We start from the raw sequence: 19,705 nt of genomic DNA, 5'->3' as shown, positions 1-19,705 counted from the left end.
TTTCAGTTAAACAGGTACCGCATGAAAAGCAACCCTAACTTCAGTCATTTAAAAACCATCTTATTGCTAATCGTTTGTTCAACTTACGTATTTTACGCAAATTCGATCACTGCTACTGAAACTTCGATTAACAGCAACTTAGAAACGCGCATTTTGGTTTTTGGCGATAGTTTAAGTGCTGCCTACAACATGCCACAAGATAAAGGCTGGCCCAAGTTATTACAAGACCTCATAAAAAACAAGCAACTCAATATAAAAATCATTAATGCAAGTATAAGCGGTGAAACAACTGAAGGTGGACTGGCACGCCTACCAAAGCAATTAAAACAACACCAGCCTAATATTGTTTTAATTGAGCTTGGCGGAAATGACGGACTCCGTGGCTTCGACTTAAGCCAAACCCGACAAAATATCGCCAAAATGGTAGAGCTATCTCAAGCACATGGGGCCAAAGTGCTACTAGCCGGTATTCAATTGCCGCCGAACTTTGGGAGAACCTACACGACAAAATTTTATGATATTTATCAGCAAATAAAGGAAACTTACCAAGTTTCTCTAATCCCGTTTATTTTAGAGGGTGTAGCAACGAACCGCGAACTCATGCAGGCTGATGGCATTCACCCCAATGAGCTGGGCCAGCCCATCATTATGCAAACAGTTTGGCAGCATCTTCAACCCATACTTGACCTAAATAAGGTTAAATCAAGTTAAAGTAATAACTATTTAAGTTCAATCACTGAGCCTGTCATCTTGCGCATCTAAATAGAATGCGGCAAAAACTTGAGTCCCCCACTCAACATCAAAAGCAACCCTGTTTAAAACTTCAATTCACTGCTTAAATAACAGAGCCTTTAGCTTCACATGAAACAAAGCCAACTTTTAAGCTACGCCCTCAAGCAAGGCGAGACACAATGCAACGTTAAATACAGATTTTTCATTGCTTTATTCCGCAAAGACAAACCAATACATTTTTTAATTATTAGAAAAACAAATACCCCAGAATAAACTTGAAAGCCAACCGGTTCTAAGTTATTTTGCCTATATTACTGCTTAGCCTAGGTAGTTTTCTGCTAAGTAACTGGTTCGAAAAGTGAAAAAATCAAAGGTAAAAAATGACTCATTCTTCTCATCTTGACACTAAAACAATTCATGCTGGAAAAATAAAAGATAAACAGTTTGGAGCGCTTAGCACGCCTATTTATCAAACTTCGACCTTTACCTTCGAAAATGTTGCACAAGGTGCCGCCCGCTTTATGGGTGAAGAAGAAGGTTTTATTTACGGACGCTTAGGCAATCCAACGGTCCGTGAGCTTGAAATGCGAATGGCAGCACTTGAGTTAACCGAAGATGCTGCTGCCTTTGGCTCTGGTATGGGAGCTGTTTCTGCGACCTTGTTAGCCAATTTAGAGAAAGGTGATCATATAGTCGCTTCTGCAGCGCTTTATGGCTGCTCTTTTGCCTTGTTAAATCATAAATTCGCCCAGTTTGGAATAGACGTAAGCTTTGTCGATATGACTGACGCTAAAGCCATAACTGCTGCAATAAAGCCCAACACGAAAGTCATCTATTTTGAAACACCCATAAATCCCAATTTAGTTGTGATTGATATCCAGATGGTCGCAGACATCGCTAAAAAGCATAATTTAGTTAGCGTTGTTGATAACACTTTTATGTCACCGGCGCTGCAAAATCCAGCAGAATTTGGGATCGACTTAATTGTTCACAGTGCAACCAAATACCTTAATGGACACGGTGATGTTATCGCAGGCATTACTTGCGGCAGTAAAGCACAAATAGAAAACATTAAACTTACAACCCTTAAAGATATGGGTGCAGTAATGAGCCCTAATGATGCTTGGCTTATTATTAGAGGACTAAAAACCCTATCTGTGCGTGTCGAAAGGCACTGTCAAAATGCACAAAAAGTCGCAGAATACCTGCAAGCCCATCCACGCATAAAACAAGTCAACTACCCAGGGTTAGCGGATCATCAAGGATACTCTCTCATCGGTAAACAAATGAAATCTGGCGGCGGAATTATGGCTTTTGAAATTGATGGAAGCTTTGACGACGCAGTATGCTTTATGAATAGCCTGTCACTTTGTGCCATTGCCGTTAGCTTAGGCGATGCGGAAAGCCTAGTTCAACATCCTGCCTCAATGACTCACTCTCCCTACACTCCAGAAGAGAGAGCCGCCGCAGGAATTAGTGAAACCTTAGTGCGCCTTTCTGTAGGCTTAGAGTTCGCAGACGACATAATTGCCGATATTGACCAAGCCTTAAACACCATGACTAACCGACTTAAAAACGTCATTTAAACTATTAGCCGCAGCCATTAACATCATTTAATGGCTGCGGCCAAAAGCACTGATTTATATAGACTTAATAAACAGATTGCTAACAACAGACCACTAACAATAGACTATGAACAATAGACAATAGACTACAAACAACAAACACCCAAGCTCACTCACTCAACACCTAGCTTACTTACCCAACACCTAGCTTTCTTAACAGAGCTCTGTTTACCATACGTACTTTAGTATTCAGAGAGAGCCTTTTAAGGTTGGTCTTAATAACTCCTTGCGTAAAGCAAGTAGGCTTTGAATAATCAATATTAATATCCACCACTACAGGCCTCCCCTGCTCTGCTATTTCAAGAGCGCGACTTATATTACTGGCAATGGACTGATTATTTTCTATTTTTACGTAATCGCACCCATTACTTTGTGCGAATAAAGACAAATCAATGGTATTTAACTGGGTGCAAGTTTTACGGCTATAGGTTCTGTCTTGCGCTTGAGAGATCTGTGCAAGTTCGCCATCTGAGAAAACAAAATTAACGCTACCAATATTATTAGCAGCTGCACCGGCTAATTCAATGCCAGACATTAAGAATGCTCCATCACCAACAATGCTAATCACTTGTTTTTCTGGGTGGGTAAGTTTCGCTCCAATAGCGGCTGGAACAGCATATCCCATACAGTTAAAGTCGGTAGGCAGAATAACCTGCCTTGGCTGACTAAACGACATTAACTCTGCACTTAAAAAAGTATGGTTACCATCATCAATCGAGATAATCGCATCATCATCTAAGGCTAATTTTAACGCCTCGAAAAAACGCATTGGGTTAACCTTCTCGCTTTGGTCTAATGTCTCCCAGGTCTTTAAATATTGTCGTTTATCTTCTGCTATTTGCTTTAGTCGTCGAGTTTGGTCTCGTGCGCTTAAAGTAAACTCAAGCGCCGCACGCAACGCGACAAGCACTTGCTTGGCGTCCCCAATAAGTCCTACGCTGGCGTTATAGTTTCGGTTTATAACGGTCTTATCTATATCAATATGAATCAGATTCTGTGGCACTTGGATACCATAGCTGCCGGTTCCAACCTCACTAAACTTAACGCCAATAGCGATCAAACAATCGCAGTCCTTAAACGCATTACGAGCTGCTGGTACAGCTGCTTCGCCAAAACCAAAGCCACAGTGGAGCGGATGCTCACTACTAAAGCTACTTAAACCCTGTAAACTAGTGGCTACCGGCGCTGCCAAATATTCTGCAAGCCATTCAACTTCTTTGCGCGCATCGACAGCCCCCCAGCCGACGAATAATCCAACTTGTTTGGCCTCATCGATAATACTTACAGCGGCTGATACCAATCGTTTATCTACCTCATAGGTGGTGTTAGGGGGAGCATAATTAGGAATTGTATCTATAGTGCCTTTATCCAGTTGTAAATTCACTGGCACTTCAACAAAAACCGGACCAGGCACGCCGTCAATAGCGGTGTTGTATGCTTGAAAGATAGTGCTAATAAGTTGCTGGTGGCTTTCTACTTTGAACTGAGCTTTTGTAATGGGCGCTAACATGGGGTGCTGCGCAATATCGTGTAATTGGTAGCTAAACTGAGAGTCGCTTCTTATCCCTCCAGCAATAATTAATAGTGGAATACCGTCTAAAAAAGCTTCAGCAATTGCACTAGCCGCGTGAGTGACTCCAGCGCCCGGAACAATCAGTAAGCATCCAATATTTGAGCTAGTCCGACTCACCGCGTCAGCCATAAACCCTGCGTGACATTCATGGGTCACTAAAATTGGCGTAATTTTACTCGACTTATGCAGCTCGTCGTAAAGCTCAGTATTGTGAACCCCTGGAATTCCAAACGTATGCTCTATGGGTAATTGCTCTAAAGCATGCCTAACTAGCCAAGCGCCGGATCGTTTCATTTAAATTTACTACCTATGTAGGTCGATTAAATGATTTTTAGCGTAAATACCTTTAAAAATCCAATTATCTCATTATTAAAATAGAGATTACGGCCGATACTGACGAGCTAACTTTAAAGATTAATACCAGCTAGTGTTGAGGAAAATACCCAAATAACTCACCGCTCATCAGCGGCATTAGCTACCCAAACAGCTTGCTAAAGCGAGTTAAAAACACAAAAAAAGCGCCTTAACTAATCACAGTTAAGGCGCTTTAATTTTAAGGCTTTGGGAGCGCTTTATTTAAGCTGCAACAACTTGCGCAACTGCCTTTTCGAAAGCGCGCATTCCAGCATCAATTTCTGCTTCTGATACCACTAAAGAAGGAGCAAACCGAATAACGTTAGGGCCAGCCATTAAGATCATTAAATTTTGCTCTAACGCAGCAACCATAAAGTCTCTTGCTTTACCGGCAAACTTTTCGTTCAGTGCAGCGCCAATCAACAAGCCTTGACCTCTTACCTCAGAAAAAAGCGCGTATTTTTCGTTAATCATTTGCAGCTTAGTATTAAAAAGCTCACGCTTCTCATTAACACCTTGGAGCAACGCTGGCGTGTTGATTAAATCAAATGCTTTAGAAGCCACCGCGCAACCTAATGCATTTCCGCCGTAAGTGCTCCCATGAGTGCCTATTTTTAAAGCCGCAGCAAATTTGTCTTTGGCTAACATAGCGCCAATCGGAAAGCCGCCACCAAGCGCCTTAGCACTGGTTAAAACGTCTGGCTCTACATTGCTCTGCATATAGGCAAATAGTTTGCCAGTTCGCCCCATACCGGTTTGAATTTCATCTAAAATCATCACTGCGTTAAACTTATCGCATAGCTCTCTGACTTTTTGCATAAACTCAGGCGTTGCCGGAATAATTCCACCCTCGCCTTGCACTGGTTCTAATACGATGGCACAGGTTTTATCCGAAACGGCTTTTTCTAACATTTCGATATTATTAAATTCTAAATGTGTGATTCCCTGCGGTAATGGCTCAAAGCCTTCGGTATACTTTTCTTGTCCGCCTACGCTTACTGTAAACAAAGTACGTCCGTGAAAACTTTGCTTAAATGAAATAATTTCGTTTTTTTCTGAGCCAAAGTTTTCAGATGCGTATTTTCTTGCTAATTTAAACGCCGCTTCGTTGGCTTCGCCGCCAGAGTTGGCAAAAAAAACTTTGTCCGCAAAAGTATTATCAACCAACTTTTTAGCTAACTCTAACGCAGGTTCGTTGGTAAAAACATTACTTAAATGCCACAGTTTTTGTGCTTGCTCGGTTAACGCAGAAACTAACTCAGGATGACAGTGACCTAGTGCGTTTACCGCGATACCGCCTGCAAAATCGATGTACTCATTACCGTCTTTGTCCCATAATTTTGCGCCCTTGCCTTTAACCGGAATAATCTTTAATGGAGCATAATTTGGAACCATTACGTCATTGAAAGTTTCCCGAGTCACATTTGTCATGATATTTACCTGTTTAAAGTTATAAAGTTGGATAGTGTAAAGCCCCGTATCATCGCTAATTTCATACATTGTTTCCAGTGTTCAAGCGATTTTTTTTGAAAAAGTAGGAATTTACACATAATCTTAAGCTGACTTTCAAATTCCCTCCGTCCAAGGCAAATTATTCTCAATAAAATAAGCGAACACTTTTACCTTAGTCGCATTTGTTGAGTATAATGCTGGGTCAACTATTGACTCGATGACTCAGTTTTCACAGGAGAAAGCGCTATATGATGGTAATTAGGCCAGTAAAAATGGAAGATCTTCCCTCGATTGTCGCTTTATCAGCGAAAACCGGAAGTGGATTAACCACCTTGCCTCATAGCGAAGTTCATTTAAAAGCCAAAATTCAAGACTCAATAGACGCTTTTAACAAGAAAGACTTACCGCCAATGGACGAGTGTTATCTTTTTGTACTTGAAGATACCACTACAGGCGAAGTTGTTGGAACGAGCGGTATTGTGGCATCGGTAGGCAGCAGGCAGCCTTTTTATACCTATAAATTAAATACCGAAGTTCATTACTCTAAATCAATGGACATTTACCGCAAACTCAATTTTTTGACCTTAACAAACGACTTTACTCACGCATCTGAAATTTGTACTTTGTTTCTGTCTCCTGACTTTAGAGGCGGTGGTAATGGCCAGCTCTTGTCTAAATGCCGCTTTTTATTTATGGCGCAACACCCGCAGCGCTTTGGCGATAGAGTGGTTGCAGAAATGCGCGGCGTTTCCGATCAAAACGGCCAATCGCCTTTTTGGGAGAGCGTGGGACGCCACTTCTTTGGTGTTGACTTTGACACGGCAGATAAAGAAAACGGAGAAGGTAATAACCAGTTTATCGCAGAGCTCATGCCGCATCACCCGGTGTACATTCCTATGCTCTCTCCTGAAGCACAGGCCGTACTCGGACAGGTTCACCCTCAAACCAAACCAGCCTTACAAATGCTAAAAGCAGAAGGATTCCGCTATACTGGTTACGTCGATATTTTTGATGGAGGCCCCACGATTGAAACCCCAACAGAAGAAATAAGAAGCGTAAAGGAGAGCTTTGAATTAGAGGTCGAAATTGGCGCCGCGCCTAGTGAAGGAACCATGCATGCGTTGCTCAGCAACACAGGGCTCAAGTCGTTTAGAGCCTGTTTAGCTAAACTAGCTCCGCCACAAGACAATAAGGTTACTATTGCACCTGAAACAGCGAACGCATTAAATGTTCAAGCTGGGGAAAAGATTAGAATTAGATATTATTAAATCTGCCCACTTTAACTTGGTTAATTCAGTTAGTATGGCTCAATTAACCACTAACTATTTTCATAAGTGAAGGGTCTTCCACTTAACCAAGCGGCCACGTTTATCGTTTAATTCAATCAAAGAGTAATTAACATGCAAGCTTTTGAAGTTAATTTTGATGGTCTAGTAGGACCAACCCATAATTACGCGGGGTTATCAGTTGGTAATGTCGCTTCCTTAAAAAATGCTGATCAAGCGTCTAGCCCTAAACAAGGAGCGCTGCAAGGTCTGGCAAAAATGAAAGCGCTTGCGGACCTTGGGCTCAAGCAAGCAGTTTTGCCGCCGTTAGAGCGACCTGACGTTCATGTTTTACGCCAGCTGGGGTTTTCTGGCAGTGATGCCGAAGTTATTCAGCAAGCAGCCAAACAAGCGCCTGCGGTGTATGCTGCAACTTGTTCTGCCTCTAGCATGTGGACCGCCAATGCATGTACTGTTTCTCCTAGTGCAGATACAAGCGATGCTAAAGTTCATTTTACCGCAGCCAATTTATCTAATAAGTTTCATCGTTCAATCGAGTCGCCTACTACAGCCAGAGTACTTGAAGCAATCTTTGCAGATAAAGCCCATTTCGCTCATCATCAACCTTTACCTCTTGGCGATCATTTTGGTGACGAAGGTGCGGCCAATCATACTCGCTTTTGCCAAGACTATAACTCTCAAGGAGTCGAGTTTTTCGTGTTTGGCAAATATGCCTTCGACAATAGCCAACCAGCGCCTAGTCGGTTTCCTGCTAGACAAACCTTTGAAGCATCGCAAGCAATTGCACGATTGCACAAACTTTCACCACAAAAAACCGTTTTTGCTCAACAACACCCCGATGTGATTGATGCGGGCGTATTTCACAACGATGTAATTTCGGTTGGTAATCAAGACTGCTTATTTTACCATGAGCAAGCATTCTTAAATACCCAGAGCGTACTTGACCAACTACAATCGGCTTACGGCGAAAAAGAAATGCACTTTGTTGAAGTGCCTAGCGCTGCCGTTAGTGTCAATGACGCAGTTCATTCTTACCTATTTAACAGTCAGTTAGTTACCCTTAAACCAGGCCATATGGCGATAATTGCGCCAGGTGAATGCCAAGAAAACGAAAATGTTAGACGCTACCTTGAACAAGTGATCGCAGCTGACAACCCAATTAAGGAAGTAAAAATATTCGATGTTAAACAAAGTATGCAAAATGGCGGAGGCCCCGCTTGCTTAAGACAACGAGTGGTACTTAACGAAATCGAAATAGCAGCGGCAAACCAGTCAGTTTTTATGAACGACAGCTTATTTAGCACGCTAAACACTTGGGTCGAAAAACACTATCGCGACTCGTTAACTGAAAAAGACTTAGCCGATCCACAATTATTAGTCGAGTCGCGTAGCGCGTTAGACGAACTCACTCAAATCTTAAATATTGGCTCAGTTTATCCGTTTCAACGGTAATAATTACAACGATAGAACGAGGTCAGCATTGCCTCGTTCTATTCCTTAATAGCCACTTTAGTTTCTTTTTTGAAACTGCTATTCTTGCAGACAAATTAAAAGAACAACTCACTCAATAGAGACTAATTACCATGAATTTAACTTCAAAAGTGCTTATCGGCATGTTCGCTGGTTTGTGTGTCGGCCTGCTAATCAACTGGCAAGGCTTAAACACTAGCGGTTCGGTTATAAACGAATATTTTGTTAATGGATTATTTTTAGTCGTCGGAAAACTATTCGTCAATGCGCTAAAAATGTTAGTTGTGCCGCTGGTCTTTTTCTCACTTATTTGCGGCGTTTGTGGAATTGGAGATATACGCCTACTGGGTAAAATAGGCACAAAATCTTTTGCGTTATACATGATGACGACCGCAATCGCAATCGCAACCGCCATTGTAATTGCAGCAGGTTTAGGAATTGGCAAAGACATGAATATTGAGTCGGCAGCTAGCTTCAGTGCTGCTGAAGCGCCCGCATTAACTCAAGTCTTAATTGACATAATTCCAGGCAACCCAGTTCAAGCTATGGCTTCTGGCGATATGTTATCAATTATCTTCTTTGCGGTTTTGGTTGGAGTCAGCATTTTATTAGTCGGTCAAAAAGCTAACGGCTTAGTTAAAAATATCGAATTATTAAACGACGTTATGATGAAAATGGTTTCCATAGTGATGGCTACGGCGCCTTACGCAGTATTTTGCTTGCTCGCAAAGGCAATGGCAGAGCTTGGTTTTGGGTTGTTTTTAGAGTTAATTTGGTATGTCGTTGCTTTAGTCACCGCGCTTATGTTTCACCTTTTTGTGACTTTGCAAGGAACTCTCTACGTTTTTACGCGGCTAAACCCATTAACCTTTTTACTCAAAATAAGAAACGCGCAAATTTTTGCGTTTAGTACATCAAGTTCAAATGCGACCATTCCTGTCACTCTGCGAACGGTGACTGAGCGAATTGGCGTCAAAAATTCTGTTGCTTCATTTACGGTTCCCTTTGGCGCTACCATCAACATGGATGGCACCGCAATTATGCAAGGCGTAGCAACCGTATTTATTGCAAATATTTACAATGTTGATTTAGGCGTTTCGGGCTACATCACAGTAATTTTAATGGCCGTACTCGCTTCAATTGGTACTGCAGGTGTTCCTGGCGTTGGCCTCATTATGCTGTCTATGGTATTCGCTCAAGTCGGTCTACCGCTTGAAGGAATAGGTCTTATACTTGGAGTAGATAGATTACTTGATATGATAAGAACATCGGTCAATGTTTCCGGAGATGCCGTCGTTAGTACTATTGTGGCCAAGAGCGAAGGGCAACTTGATTTAGAAGTTTATCACGACGCTAATGCCGGTATTATTGAAGAGGAAGATGCAGTTCAACACGCCACTTAGGCAACTATTAGCAGCAACTATATTTTCTAGTACCAACTATTTTTTAGTATAAATTTTAAATGCCCCAATAATAAAACTGTTTATTATTGGGGACTCTAATGACAAATATTGGTGGATTAGAAAAATTAAAAGTGGTGTATTTTAATTGGCTCTAATTTTTCTTCTGACTCAATTCCTAAAATAGTTCGATAGAAATAAAGCTCTGCATTAAACGCTTTAACTATCGTTTCGGCTTGCCTAAACCCGTGACCTTCACCGGCAAATAATAGATAACTATAAGGAATTTTCTTTTTCTCTAAGGCAGCGACCATCATCTCAGCTTGATTAGGTGGAACCACTTTATCGTCTTCACCTTGCAATAATAAAATTGGACAAGACAACTTGTCACTAGAATGAATAGGCGAGCGTGCTTGGTAAACCGCTTTGTCTTCAGGATAATTTCCGACAAGTTTGTCTAAATAGCGAGCTTCAAATTTATGCGAGTCTGCCGCTAAGCACTCTAAATCAGCGACCCCGTATCGACTCATTCCGGCCGCAAAAACATCATGAAATGTCAGTGCACATAAAGTAGTATAACCACCGGCGCTACCACCACGAATTAACAATTGTTCCGCATTGGCAAGCCCTTTTTCTACTAAATAGTTTGCCGCAGCAATACAGTCTTCAACATCGACAATACCCCAGTTGCCCAATAAAAGCTCCCGGTAACGCTTTCCGTAGCCAGTACTGCCCGCATAATTCACATCAACCACGGCAAAGCCTCTATTAGTCCAAAACTGGATAGCAGGATTTAACGAGTTATCACTAAATGATGTGGGCCCGCCATGGCTCATTACAATCAGCGGTGGTGCAGTTTCGTCGTCACACTGAAAACGGCTATTTTTCGGCGCATAATAAAAAGCATACGAAGTTCTTTGTGGATCAGCCGAAGAAGGCGAATTAAAACTGATTGGCTCCGCCATACTGATGTCTTCTTGCTCTAAAATAAATTGGCTTTTATCAGATAACAAAAGGCATTGCTTGCTTTCTATGTCATAACGATAAATTGCTATTTCATCGGCCGGACTCGCAGCACAAAAATAGAGCGCATTGGCGTCGCCCAGCAACGCGCCTTCAAAGTGCTTAAACGGCAAAGGGATAGGCTCTATATGGCCAGTTTCTGGGTCAATATGCACCAGTTTTTGTTGCCCATTTTCAAAACTGAGCGCATACAAAGTGTTATCTGGGTTAATGACGTATGTTCCCAAGCCAAAAATCCATTGTGGCACACCAAAATCTCGATCAATCGGGGTTAGTGCGTTCAACACGCCATCACGTTGCGAGTAAATATTATCCCAGCCACTCGCATCGCTCAAATAATGTAAAACACCATCGTCACTCCACTCTGGCTGAAAAACCGCACTGGTTTCACCGCCACAGACTTTATGTTCTGCACTAATACTTCCATCAGCATGAAAGTCAGCCAGCCATAATTCAGAGGCATCCCACGGCATATCTGGCTGGTTCCAGCATACCCAGCTTAGTCGATGCCCACCTTTTGAAAAGCGAGGTGAAAGATAAAAGTCGAAGCCTTTATGCAATACACGACAATCCATGGTGGCTATCTCAATTAGTACTAACTCATTGATGACATTCTGCTCAAAATGTGTTTCGCGAACCGCTACCAAAAACTTTTCATTTGGTGACAGCTTAAAGTCAGCATAACGCATTTCTTGATTAGCTTGTTGCTTGGTTAAACAAGTTAATTCGCCTGCGGCAAACCGGTACACCTGATTATCTTTAGCATTAGAAAAATAAACGTTACCCTTTGAGACGCAGTAATCACCGCCGCCATACTCATGAACTTTACTGCGTACGCTAATATCTGACGGCAGAACTTCAGTTCTTTGGCCACTAGCATCAGCGCTAACTAAAGCGCCTCGGCCATTTTCTTGAGCGCGAATTTCAATCCAGTAACAACGGCTATCATCTAGTGCCAAGTGTCCAAACCGCCGCCCTTTGTCGGCAAGTATTTCAGCAGTTAAGGTAGAGGGCCAACTTCCATAGGCTTGGTTTATTTTCATAGAACCTTCTCAGTGTAATCATTTAGTTTAAATGCCAATATCAGTTCACTAGCATAAACCTAAATATAGTAATAATGCGTAAATTTGTGTAGTGAATCGGTGAGCTATTCAAAGATAAACATGACTAACGGCTCAAAATTGATTTTGATTAGCTCGCTTAAATTAGTCGAGCTAATCAGTTTTAGGTAGGCTGCTAGCTTTTAAATAATCTAGATTCAATGCTTTTTTGCCAAATACTAAAAAAGCCCTTTTGAATCGCAGTTTGAATTGAAAAAGAGAGTCTTTCTGATAAAGGCTTCTTTTCTTGATAGTTTATTTCAAACACATCGCACTCCTGTGCATTTTGTAAGATAAAATCATCACTTGTTTGAATTTCATCAATTAAACCTAATGCCAAAGCTTGTGTACCGTACCAATGCTCGCCAGTCGATACTTTATTGATATCAATACTCGGCCGGTTGTCGGTAATAAACTGTTTAAATAAGTCGTGAGTTTCTTCTAACTCCTGCTTAAACTTTTCTCTTGCCACTTCCGTATTTTCAGCGAACATAGTTAAAGTTCTTTTATACTCACCGGCAGTGTGTTGCTCATAATCTACTTTATTGTGTTTTAATAAGCGGTGGAAATTAGGCACTTCTGCAACAACGCCAATTGAGCCAATGACAGCAAAAGGTGCGGCTAATATTTTGTCTGCTACACACGCCATCATATAACCACCCGAAGCCGCAACTTGATCAACAGCGATGATCAATTCTAGTCCAGCATCTTTAATGCGAGTTAATTGAGAAGCTGCTAACCCGTAGGTATGAACCATACCGCCAGGGCTCTCAAGACGAAGCAACACCCTATCACCTTTGTCTGCTGCACTAATTACCGCAGTAATCTCTTCGCGCATGCTTTCAACATCAGAAGCTTCCATATCACCGTCAAAGTTCAATACAAATAATCGACTTTTCTCATCGGTCTCTTCGTCGCGATCTTGATTAGCTTCGTCATTACTTTCACTAGACTGCTCTGGCGTTGCTTTTGGTTTGGTTTTTTTGCTTAATTTGGCCTGTTTTTTACGCTCTTTTTCTTCTTCTTTCTCTTTCTTCTTTTTATCCTTCATTAAGGCTTTATATTCAGCTTCACTAAGGATTTCCTTTAACATGCCGTCTTTTACGTCTTCTAAATCTTCAGTTAAGTTAATAACTTCAATATGCCCTTCCATATGCTTTTTGGTCTTTTGACCGGCGGAGGCGATCACTCCAATTACAATGACTATCGCTAACACAATTGTAATTGACTGCGCTAGAAACATGCCGTATTCAGCTAAAAATTCCAATTAACACCTCGAATAAAAGTTAATAATCATTAAACCTGCTGATCTTACGGTAAATCAGCGGTTTAATAAACAAAAAAGCCTCCCGAAGGAGGCTTTAAATTGACACAGTCTTAATTGACAGCGAATTATTCAACTAACAATGACGGATCACTCACTAACACTGCTTTAGAACCCGCTGGCGTTGACAAGAATGACGCGATTTGAGTTTGCATTTCAACGGTAATTTCCATACTTTCAGCAGGAGAAAGCACCGATGAATGTCCGCCGGCATTTAACCGAGAAAAGAAGCGTTCACCAGGCACAAAACCGGCTTCGCTCGCTGTTAAGTTAGTCGCACCTAAATAAGCTGCTAAAGGTGTTGTCCCCGACTGAGGTGCATTAGCGACTAAGTTAGGAATAACCATATCATTTGCGTTTTGAAACACTAAAGTTGGAATGTTATTTGCGACCGCAAACGCCGAAGTGCTCGAAGGATCCATGCTATCAATCACAGTTTGAGTAGCAAACATAAAGCTAGCATAGTCCGCGGTTCCTCTAACCACGCCTTGAGCAGCAAGCCCTGCGTGAATTGCTGGACCAAATGCAGGAGAAGAATCTAGCATTAATGCAATTCCGCTAGATGGGTTTGCTAATACCGCTGACTCAACATAATCAGAGTGGCCTAAAAAGCCAGTACCTAAAATAGCGCCCAACGAGTGCCCCATAAACTTAACTTGAGTTACGTCAAAATCTGGAGAATCATCACCGTCGATATCCATAAAAGGGATCGCTTTTTCTAGCGCAAGTAAATCAACGATTGCTTGGCGGCCATTATCTCTTGAAACTAATAAATTAGTTAAGTTAATGGTATGAGCGCCAGAAGCGTCTGCCACTTGGTCAGGACCAGGCGCACCGGTCTCGTTATTGACATAATCGACCCCAAATGTTCTCTCTCTTACGCCGCCATTAGCATAGCCTTCAAAAATACCCAACATACCGCCAGAGCCTGCTTGTAATCCTAAGTGAACAGGGTTATTCGCGGTAATGCCATGTAACGGTAAATCCATTGAAACTACCGCAGTACAAGTTGGTGGAGCAGCCATGGTATCTGCAATACCAAGCATGGCGGTTCTATTAGAAGTAATTCCGTGTTGGAATATCATCACAGGATAGCCGCTGGCCGGTTTGGCACAGCCCAAGGCAACTTTTGGCATAGACACCAGTAAAGGCACAACCTCTTGACCAGTTGCAGCTGGAAGCTTGTTGGCATAAGTGGTTACATCACCAGCAAACGGATTTGGAATTGAGCCTCCTTGACCGTCAGGAAAAGCGCTTGCGCCACGCCAAAAATCAGTTAACACAGACATTGGATTGGCTTCGCCCAAATGACTTGGGTTACCTAAACTATCTGGTGCAGTTAAAAAGTAAGAGAGTCCAAACTCACCTTTATGTAGGTCTGCATAACCTAAACCTGTAAAAGGTGCTGTGTCGGTAAATAAAGAGCTGAAGCTCGTATAGGGAACTCCGCCTGCCGCAAGAAAACCATCAATATAAACCATTTTGGTTGTACTAATCACATCACCGATAGATTGCACCGTAAACTGAAAACTAAGTGCTATATCTTCTTTGGCAATACCGGCCTCAGCCGAAGTTGCTGTCTCCATCGCGTTAACTAATTGGCGAAGAGGTTCTAAAGCAGAAGTTGGCAATCCACTTTGGATTGGCGATGTCGTTTTTGCAATAGCGTATTGTCCATCTGGAACGATTTGGTTTCCATTGGTATCTAAAATACCATCGGTAACAACTACCATGTAGCTTTTTTGCTGAGTTAAAGGTCTTAAAGGCACGACAGCAACAGAGAGGGTTCCTGCATAAGTTGCTACAAAGTCAACTCCAGGCGTTAACTCGCGCGAAATGCCCGTCACCGGTCCGCTAGGAACAGGAATGCCGGTTCCAGGAAGCGCTTCTGGTCTTGCGACGTCAACTTCAAACATACGTACTGTAGTTCCAGGAATTACACTGCTTGGATCTAGATCTGCGCCATCTGGGTTTTTAAATGAAAAGGCAAAAGGCGCGGTTGCAGACCAACCATCAAGGGCGCTAAGCGCCACTTTGGGATCGCTATAATTCGTTTCGTCTGCTACAGGAACATTCAAGGTGAGGTTTGTAGTTCCACTGAACAGAATATCATTGGGTAAAGGTAATTTGCCTGCACCAGGCTCAAATACTGGCATAGTTAACGCTACCTGTCCTACACCGCCAGTTCCTCCTGGAATAACTGGTTCTTTAGGGGTATCACTACACCCTGCAACGCCTAATACGCTAGCTACGGCGACTCCCAAAACGAGCTTGTTCATTTATCTCTCCCATAGAGGCAATTAAAAAAGGTTTAACGTCAAGTATATTGCTTAACTATTAAAATACGCAGTAAAAAACACCGTGTATCAAAAAAAAAGCAATGTGGACTAACCCTATTTCTGATTATTAATTAATTATTGTGAGTAGCTACAGCATGCCATGCCACTCGACCAACGCTAATCCTACTCATAATCACCTTACAATAGCAAGTGTTCAGACCAGTTAAATGCAGATTTAAAAGGTTTACGGCGATAGATCGCTAATTCCACACAGCAATGTTTTCATTCGATACCAATAAACAAAGGATTCTAACTAGCGAAAATAGGATACTTTTTGAATTCATTTAGACTCAACAAACATAAAGCAAGCGCGCTAAACCGCTGATTTGGTATTATTCACTTTAGCCAATTCTTTATCTAATTTGTCGACCCAAGCCAGCCTTTTTCTGCAGCGCAACAAAGTAAACAGATTAATGTCGCTTAAATTATGAACAGCCCCACCAGAAAATCTTAAAATATACCTTTATGAGCCAACAATGCCCTTTAGTTAACAACTTGGCTAGGTTGAGTTTTTTACCCGCTAATCGGTAAAAAGGTTTTGCCAAATAATACCCAACAAGGGTTTTAAGTTTAGTTCTAACCAGTAACTAACCCTTAGGTATAACGGTTAAAACTTATTTGTTAAATTTTATTAACTTTAGCTGCATTTTTGGAATAACAAGACTAAGCTTAATATAAGCCCGGTTATTTCAAAAAAAAAAAGAATAACTGGAAAGAAATTGGGGCAGCGGAGTATTGCTATGTATCCAAATTTCGCTGTCTTATAAAGCACACTTTTACTTAACGAGTTGGTGACTTTAACTTTATTATAAAGTGGAGACAGGAATGAGCATTTTTAACCAGTATCAGCAACGCTACGAAAGTAAAAAACAAGAAGAATATAGCCTTTCAGAATATCTAGAATTATGTAAATCTGACCCTTCGGTCTATGCCAACGCTGCCGAGCGAATGTTAATGGCGATTGGTAAGCCGGAAAAAGTCGACACCTCAAAAGAGCCTCGGCTTAGTCGAATATTCTCCAATAAAGTCATTTCGGTTTACCCTGCATTTAAAGAGTTTTACGGCATGGAAGATGTGATAGAGCAAATCGTGTCTTATTTTACTCATGCTGCCCAAGGACTAGAAGAATGTAAGCAAATACTCTACTTACTTGGGCCGGTCGGCGGAGGTAAATCTTCATTAGCAGAAAAGCTAAAAAGTTTAATGCAAGCTATGCCTATTTACGCCATTAAAGACTCGCCTGTGTTTGAGTCTCCTTTGGGTTTGTTTAATGCCGATGAAGATGGCGATATTTTACAAGATGAATACGGTATACCTAAACGCCACCTAAATAACATTATGTCACCTTGGGCTGTTAAGCGGCTACACGAATATGGCGGCGACATCAGCCAGTTTAAAGTGGTTAAAATCATGCCATCTATTTTAGATCGCATCGCGATAAGCAAAACAGAGCCTGGCGACGAAAACAATCAAGACATTTCATCTCTTGTAGGTAAAGTTGATATCAGAAAGCTAGAAAACTTTGCCCAAAATGATCCCGATGCATACAGTTATGACGGTGCACTTTGTAGAGCTAATCAGGGCTTAATGGAATTTGTCGAGATGTTTAAAGCCCCAATTAAAGTTTTACACCCACTTTTAACCGCGACCCAAGAAGGCAACTTTAACGGCACCGAAGGAATGTCTGCTATGCCATTTCAGGGCGTAATTTTGGCTCACTCCAATGAATCTGAATGGACCAGCTTCAGGAACAACCGCAACAATGAAGCGTTTCTTGATAGGGTTTATATTGTCAAAGTCCCCTACTGCTTGCGAGTTAGCGAAGAAGTCAAAATTTACCAAAAACTACTCGCTCATTCATCACTATATAAAGCGCCTTGCACTCCAAATACATTACAAATGCTGGCACAATTTAGCGTGCTGTCTCGCATCGTAAAGCCTGAAAATTCGAGCGTCTACTCTAAAATGAAAGTATATGATGGAGAAAGTTTAAAAGACACTGATCCAAAAGCTAAGTCCTATCAAGAATACCGAGACTACGCCGGTGTTGATGAAGGCATGAACGGGCTTTCTACCCGCTTTGCTTTTAAAATACTGTCGAGAGTATTTAATTATGACCAAACTGAAATAGCAGCTAACCCTGTGCATTTACTTTATGTTCTGGAAAAGCAGCTAGAGAAAGAACAGTTCCCACAAGAAACCCACGAGCGTTACCTTTCGTTTATTAAAGAGTTTTTAGTGCCCAATTATGTCGACTTTATAGGCAAAGAGATTCAAACAGCTTATTTAGAATCCTACTCCGAATATGGTCAGAATATTTTTGACCGTTACGTAACTTATGCCGATTTTTGGATCCAAGACCAAGAGTTTAGAGATCCTGAAACCGGAGAGAATTTTGACCGAGCTGCACTAAACGAAGAGCTAGAAAAAATTGAGAAGCCTGCCGGCATATCTAATCCTAAAGATTTTCGAAATGAAGTGGTTAATTTTGTACTACGTGCTAGAGCTAATTACCAAGGAAAAAATCCTAAGTGGACTAGTTATGAGAAGCTTAAAGGCGTAATTGAAAAGAAAATGTTCTCTAACACCGAGGAGCTATTACCGGTCATTTCCTTTAATGCTAAGTCGTCTAAAGAAGATAGCAAAAAACATGACAACTTTGTCAACCGCATGGTCGAGAAAGGCTATACGGCCAAACAAGTCAGATTACTTTGCGAATGGTATTTACGCGTTAGAAAATCTTCTTAAGCGGAGCCTTCTGTATGCAAGTTATTGATCGCAGGTTAAATCAAAAGAACAAGAGCACTGTGAATCGACAGCGCTTTATTAGGCGCTATCGAAAGCAAATTAAGCAAGCAATCACTAAGCAAATTAATAAGCGAGGTGTTAAAGACTTTGACCTCAACGAAAATGTTAGTATTCCCAGTAAAGATATCAGCGAACCGACTTTTCGCAGCGGAGAAGGAGGAATAAAGGAAAGAATTTACCCAGGCAACAAAGAGTTTACTCCAGGTGATAGAATTAAGCGCCCTCCTACAGGCGGACAACAAGGCGGCCGGCGAGCTAGTGACAAAGGTGAAGGAGAAGATGACTTTGCGTTTGAAATTTCTAGTGAAGAATATATGGAGATACTTTTTGAAGGCTTAGAACTTCCTAACTTAAAGAAAAATAAACTTAAAAAAATCGTTAACTACAAGCCGATACGTTCAGGCTTTAATACCGATGGTACACCATCAAACATTGATATTGTTAGATCATTAAAAGGCTCATTAGCGCGCAGAATCGCGAGTCAATCACCGTTAAAAAAACTGCTAAAACAAAAACACGAACAACTCGAACAGCTGCCCGATGATTGCCCTTCAAGTGAGCGTCAAGCATTAATGGAAGAAATAGCAAAAGTTGAGCAACGTATTAAAAATGTTCCTTATCTCGATTCATTTGATCTGCGCTATAAAAACTTTGATAAATTACCACAACCCACAACCAATGCTGTCATGTTTTGCTTGATGGATGTTTCTGGCTCTATGGATCAAAAAACTAAGGAAATGGCAAAACGCTTTTACATCCTATTATATATGTTTTTAAAGCGCACCTATAAAGATGTTGAAGTGGTTTATATTCGCCACCATACCCAGGCTAAAGAAGTCGATGAAGAAGAGTTTTTTTACTCTCAAGAAACTGGCGGAACCATCGTTTCAAGTGCACTCAAGATGATGCTATCAATTATTCAAGAGCGCTTCCCTGCAACCGACTGGAATATTTATGCAGCACAAGCATCCGATGGTGATAATTGGAATGATGACTCAAAAATTTGCCATAAAATAATGAGCGAGAAATTGCTGAAATTAGTCAGATATTATACTTACGTAGAAATCACCCAGAGAGAACCACAAAACTTATGGTACGAGTATGAAAATTTAAAATCTAGCCATCAAAATTTTGCCATGCAAAAAATTGCAGAGCAAAGCGATATTTATCCTGTTTTTAGAGACTTCTTTCAAAAGCAGTCGCAACAATAATAGAGGTG

General features: G+C 41.4%; 12 protein-coding genes. 7 read left to right on the top strand and 5 right to left on the bottom strand.

The genetic code is table 11. The features are described 5' to 3' along the window. The first annotated feature begins 21 nt into the window (after positions 1 to 21). Positions 22 to 711 carry an arylesterase gene (locus ACUR5C_RS06070; RefSeq protein WP_454467467.1) on the top strand — a complete coding sequence of 230 codons (690 nt, stop codon included), beginning with the start codon at positions 22 to 24 and terminating at the stop codon, positions 709 to 711. Positions 712 to 1,112: 401 nt separating this feature from the next. Further along, entirely contained in the window at positions 1,113 to 2,318 is a 1,206-nt protein-coding gene (gene megL, locus ACUR5C_RS06065) for a methionine gamma-lyase (RefSeq protein ID WP_454467466.1), read from the top strand. A gap of 172 nt (positions 2,319 to 2,490) precedes the next feature. On the opposite strand, the gene ACUR5C_RS06060 is transcribed toward megL, so the two are convergent. Together ACUR5C_RS06060 and ACUR5C_RS06055 are read right to left on the bottom strand one after the other, a co-directional pair. Further along, on the bottom strand, positions 2,491 to 4,224 hold the full coding sequence (locus tag ACUR5C_RS06060; protein WP_454467465.1) for a thiamine pyrophosphate-binding protein: 1,734 nt from the start codon (positions 4,222 to 4,224) through the stop codon (positions 2,491 to 2,493). A gap of 282 nt (positions 4,225 to 4,506) precedes the next feature. After that, positions 4,507 to 5,715, bottom strand: a complete 1,209-nt coding sequence (locus ACUR5C_RS06055; protein WP_454467464.1) for an aspartate aminotransferase family protein — start codon at positions 5,713 to 5,715, stop codon at positions 4,507 to 4,509. A 269-nt stretch (positions 5,716 to 5,984) separates the two neighbouring features. On the opposite strand from ACUR5C_RS06055, the gene astA reads away from it, so the two are divergent. The 3 genes from astA to ACUR5C_RS06040 all read left to right on the top strand — a co-directional run bounded on the left by astA (position 5,985) and on the right by ACUR5C_RS06040 (position 9,895). Next, positions 5,985 to 7,004, top strand: coding sequence for an arginine N-succinyltransferase (astA, locus tag ACUR5C_RS06050; RefSeq protein WP_454467463.1), 1,020 nt, complete (start codon positions 5,985 to 5,987; stop codon positions 7,002 to 7,004). 132 nt (positions 7,005 to 7,136) lie between these two features. Then, positions 7,137 to 8,474, top strand: a complete 1,338-nt coding sequence (astB, locus tag ACUR5C_RS06045) for an N-succinylarginine dihydrolase (RefSeq protein WP_454467462.1) — start codon at positions 7,137 to 7,139, stop codon at positions 8,472 to 8,474. A 131-nt stretch (positions 8,475 to 8,605) separates the two neighbouring features. Continuing rightward, a complete protein-coding gene (locus tag ACUR5C_RS06040) occupies positions 8,606 to 9,895 on the top strand; it encodes a dicarboxylate/amino acid:cation symporter (RefSeq protein WP_454467461.1) in 1,290 nt (429 codons plus the stop codon). Positions 9,896 to 10,020: 125 nt separating this feature from the next. Here ACUR5C_RS06040 and ACUR5C_RS06035 read toward each other — a convergent pair whose 3' ends face one another. The 3 genes from ACUR5C_RS06035 to ACUR5C_RS06025 form a co-directional block, all read right to left on the bottom strand. After that, positions 10,021 to 11,958, bottom strand: coding sequence for a S9 family peptidase (locus tag ACUR5C_RS06035; RefSeq protein WP_454467460.1), 1,938 nt, complete (start codon positions 11,956 to 11,958; stop codon positions 10,021 to 10,023). 193 nt (positions 11,959 to 12,151) lie between these two features. Beyond that, positions 12,152 to 13,282, bottom strand: a complete 1,131-nt coding sequence (sohB, locus tag ACUR5C_RS06030; RefSeq protein ID WP_454467459.1) for a protease SohB — start codon at positions 13,280 to 13,282, stop codon at positions 12,152 to 12,154. Between the two features lie 125 nt (positions 13,283 to 13,407). Further along, entirely contained in the window at positions 13,408 to 15,618 is a 2,211-nt protein-coding gene (locus tag ACUR5C_RS06025) for a hypothetical protein (RefSeq protein WP_454467458.1), read from the bottom strand. 885 nt (positions 15,619 to 16,503) lie between these two features. Here ACUR5C_RS06025 and ACUR5C_RS06020 point away from each other — a divergent pair. Both ACUR5C_RS06020 and ACUR5C_RS06015 read left to right on the top strand, forming a co-directional pair. Beyond that, complete coding sequence (locus tag ACUR5C_RS06020) at positions 16,504 to 18,426, top strand: PrkA family serine protein kinase (RefSeq protein WP_454467457.1); 1,923 nt, start codon at positions 16,504 to 16,506, stop codon at positions 18,424 to 18,426. A gap of 14 nt (positions 18,427 to 18,440) precedes the next feature. Then, entirely contained in the window at positions 18,441 to 19,697 is a 1,257-nt protein-coding gene (locus tag ACUR5C_RS06015; protein ID WP_454467456.1) for a YeaH/YhbH family protein, read from the top strand. Positions 19,698 to 19,705: the final 8 nt, after the last annotated feature.

The sequence above is a fragment of the Aliikangiella aequoris genome (genome assembly GCF_053709105.1).
Note: the sequence above shows the minus strand (reverse complement) of the source record. Positions and strands in the feature narration are given on the sequence as shown.

Coding starts and splice junctions, on each gene's coding strand:
- ACUR5C_RS06025 (WP_454467458.1), bottom strand. CDS start 15,618: ATGAACAAGCTCGTTTTGGGAGTCGCCGTAGCTAGCGTATTAGGCGTT.
- astB (WP_454467462.1), top strand. CDS start 7,137: ATGCAAGCTTTTGAAGTTAATTTTGATGGTCTAGTAGGACCAACCCAT.
- ACUR5C_RS06015 (WP_454467456.1), top strand. CDS start 18,441: ATGCAAGTTATTGATCGCAGGTTAAATCAAAAGAACAAGAGCACTGTG.
- ACUR5C_RS06035 (WP_454467460.1), bottom strand. CDS start 11,958: ATGAAAATAAACCAAGCCTATGGAAGTTGGCCCTCTACCTTAACTGCT.
- ACUR5C_RS06040 (WP_454467461.1), top strand. CDS start 8,606: ATGAATTTAACTTCAAAAGTGCTTATCGGCATGTTCGCTGGTTTGTGT.
- ACUR5C_RS06070 (WP_454467467.1), top strand. CDS start 22: ATGAAAAGCAACCCTAACTTCAGTCATTTAAAAACCATCTTATTGCTA.
- ACUR5C_RS06055 (WP_454467464.1), bottom strand. CDS start 5,715: ATGACAAATGTGACTCGGGAAACTTTCAATGACGTAATGGTTCCAAAT.
- ACUR5C_RS06060 (WP_454467465.1), bottom strand. CDS start 4,224: ATGAAACGATCCGGCGCTTGGCTAGTTAGGCATGCTTTAGAGCAATTA.
- megL (WP_454467466.1), top strand. CDS start 1,113: ATGACTCATTCTTCTCATCTTGACACTAAAACAATTCATGCTGGAAAA.
- astA (WP_454467463.1), top strand. CDS start 5,985: ATGATGGTAATTAGGCCAGTAAAAATGGAAGATCTTCCCTCGATTGTC.
- ACUR5C_RS06020 (WP_454467457.1), top strand. CDS start 16,504: ATGAGCATTTTTAACCAGTATCAGCAACGCTACGAAAGTAAAAAACAA.